Origin of the sequence: Micromonospora sp. KC207, assembly GCF_004348615.1 — a bacterium.
Lineage (GTDB): Bacteria > Actinomycetota > Actinomycetes > Mycobacteriales > Micromonosporaceae > Micromonospora.
The window spans coordinates 1-2675 of record NZ_SMKJ01000503.1; the positions used below are offsets into that span (position 1 = coordinate 1).

The following is a 2675-nucleotide window of genomic DNA, read 5'->3' on the forward strand; positions in this document are numbered from 1 at the left end:
CCCCCGCCCTTCGCCCCGCGCTCTCACCGGCCCGCCGGCCCGCGCTGGCCGTGCCGGTGAGAAGGGAACTTTTCTCTACCGCAGGCGTTGAGAAGGGGCCCTTCCTTGCAAGCAGCCGCCCAGGGTGCCGCCGGGGCGATGGGCGGCGGTAGCGTGTGCACCCGTGACCCTCGCCTCCACGATCCCCCAGGCGGCCCTGCCGAGCCCCAGCACGGCCGTCTGGCAGCTTGGCCCGCTGCCGCTGCGGGCGTACGCGCTCTGCATCATCGCCGGCATCGTAGTGGCCTGCGTGGTCACCGAGCGCCGGCTGCGCCAGCGCGGCGTCGCCCCCGGCGCGGTGCTCGACATCGCCGTCTGGGCGGTGCCGACCGGCATCATCGGCGCCCGGATCTACCACGTGATCACCTCACCGGAGAAGTACTTCGGTGCCGGTGGTGAGCCGCTCAAGGCATTCGCCGTCTGGGAGGGTGGCCTCGGCATCTGGGGCGCGGTGGCCGGCGGGGCGCTCGGCGCGTGGATCGCCGCCCGTCAGCTCGGCATCCCGTTCGCCGTGGTGGCCGACGCGCTCGCCCCGGGGCTCCCGCTGGCGCAGGCGGTCGGCCGGCTCGGCAACTGGTTCAACAACGAACTCCACGGCGGCCTGACGACCCTGCCGTGGGGGTTGAGGGTGCACGAGATGGACCCGCGCAACCCGGGCCACGCCAAGGTCGTCGACGGCGAGCCGGTGCTACTGCCCGGGCTCTACCACCCGACGTTCCTCTACGAGGCGTTGTGGAACGTCGGCGTCGCCGTTCTGGTCCTCGTCCTCGACCGGAGGCTGCGCCTCGGCCGGGGCCGGGCGTTCGCGCTCTACGTGATGGGCTACACGACCGGCCGGTTCTGGATCGAGCTGATGCGCACCGACGAGGCCAACCACATCCTCGGCGTCCGGCTCAACGTCTGGACGGCGGCCCTGGTCTTCGTCGGCGCGCTGATCTACTTCCTGCGCGTGCGCGGGCCTCGGGAGTACCTCGTCCCGGTCGGTGGTCCCGCCGCCGGCCCGGCCGGGGGCGACGTGTCGCAGCTCGACCTGTCCGAGCGGGAGGCCGGCGCGCGGGCCGTCGCACCGGAGGGCTACCGGGTGGTGAGCGAGGAGCGGTTCCGCGCGTACCAGGAGACCGGGGCCGTCCCCGACGTTCCCGACGCCGGGGCTCCCGACCCCGAGAAGCCCGGCCCGGCCCGGCCCGCCGCGTCCGGCGACCGTCACGGCGACGGCGACCGCGAGGGGGCCGGCGAGGCGGGCGACGACGGGTCGGCGGGCGACGGGGCGGCCGGGGCCACCGGCTCCCGCGCCGCCGACCGCGAGAGCTGAGCGGGAGGGTCGGCATGCGTACCGCGGTGGTGGTCGGCGCCGGGATCGGCGGCCTGGCGGTTTCCGGCGCGCTGGCCCGGTCCGGCTGGCAGGTCACCCTCCTGGAGCGCGCCGACCGGGTCCGTCCGGATTCGACGGCCGTCGTGCTCTGGCCCAACGGGGTACGCGCGCTGCGCGCCCTCGACCTCGGCGCGGGGCTCGACGCGATCGCCACCCCACTGCCCGACGGCGGCGTGCGTCGCCCCGACGGGCAGTGGCTGGTGCAGCCCCGCCCCACCCCGGCCGACCGGATGCCCGTGGTGGTGCACCGGGAGGACCTGCACGACGCCCTGATCGCCGGTCTCGGCGAGCGGGTGGAGCTGCGGACCGGCGTGTCCGTGCGCACGGTGTGGGCCGAGGCCGGCCAACGCCCGTGGGTCGGCGACGGCCGGCAGCGCTTCGAGGCCGACCTGGTGGTCGCGGCGGACGGCACCGACAGCGAGATCCGCCGCCAGCTGGCCCCCGAGTCCGGGGTGGTCAGCTCCGGCTGCGCCGCCTGGCGGGCGGTGATCCCCTGGTACCGGGCGCCTCGGCTACCGTCCGACCAGCCCGTCGGCGGGGAGACGCTCGGTGCCGGGTACCGCTTCGTGTCCGCCTCGCTGGGCGAGCGCGGCTCGTCGGGCGGATCGAGCCGGGGCGGCATCTACTGGGTGGCCACCGCCGCCGGCGCGCCCCGCCCGGAGCCACCGGAGACCCAGCTCACCCTGCTGCGCCGCTGGTACGCCGGCTGGCCCGCCCCGGTCGACGAGCTGCTCGCCGCCACCGAACCAGCCGACCTGGTCCAGCAGGAGATCCGCGAGCTGCGTCCGCTGCCCCGCTCGTACAGCTTCCCGGCCGGCCCGGGCGGGGTGGTGCTGCTCGGCGACGCCGCCCACGCCATGCCCCCGCACCTCGGCCAGGGTGCCTGCCTCGCCTTCGAGGACGCCGCCACCCTTGCCCTGCTGCTGCGCGAGTCCCGCCTGCCGGACGCGGTGGTCGCGTACGACCGGCTGCGCCGGCCCCGCGCGGCGACGGTGGTGCGGCAGACCCGCCGGATGTCGGCGGTGCTCCAGGCCCGGGGTCGGCTCGCCCTGCGGGCCCGAGACGCGGCCCTCGGCACGATCAGCCCTCGCCTGCTCTCCGGTGCCGCGGCCTCCGCCGCCCAGTGGCGCCCCCCGTCCTGACGCCGCGGCCCAGCCCGATCGGGCCGGGGGCTTAGCCCCCGGGCTGGGCCCCCGGCCAGGTCTGGGCCGCATGTCGGCGACATCGGGGTGTCCGGCGCCCCGGATACCCCAAGTCCCCGACA

Annotated in this window: 2 protein-coding genes; both read left to right on the forward strand. The window is 76.6% G+C overall.

Features of this window, described 5'->3' with window-relative positions; all coding sequences use genetic code 11:
* Positions 1 to 163 precede the first annotated feature (163 nt).
* On the forward strand, positions 164 to 1351 hold the full coding sequence (gene lgt, locus E1258_RS31815; protein WP_132407578.1) for a prolipoprotein diacylglyceryl transferase: 1188 nt from the start codon (positions 164 to 166) through the stop codon (positions 1349 to 1351).
* 14 nt (positions 1352 to 1365) lie between these two features.
* Entirely contained in the window at positions 1366 to 2553 is a 1188-nt protein-coding gene (locus E1258_RS31820; RefSeq protein ID WP_132407580.1) for an NAD(P)/FAD-dependent oxidoreductase, read from the forward strand.
* Positions 2554 to 2675 lie beyond the last annotated feature (122 nt).

What these genes read in the sequence shown, in the direction of transcription:
- E1258_RS31820 (WP_132407580.1), top strand. Translation starts at nt 1,366, where the DNA reads ATGCGTACCGCGGTGGTGGTCGGCGCCGGGATCGGCGGCCTGGCGGTT.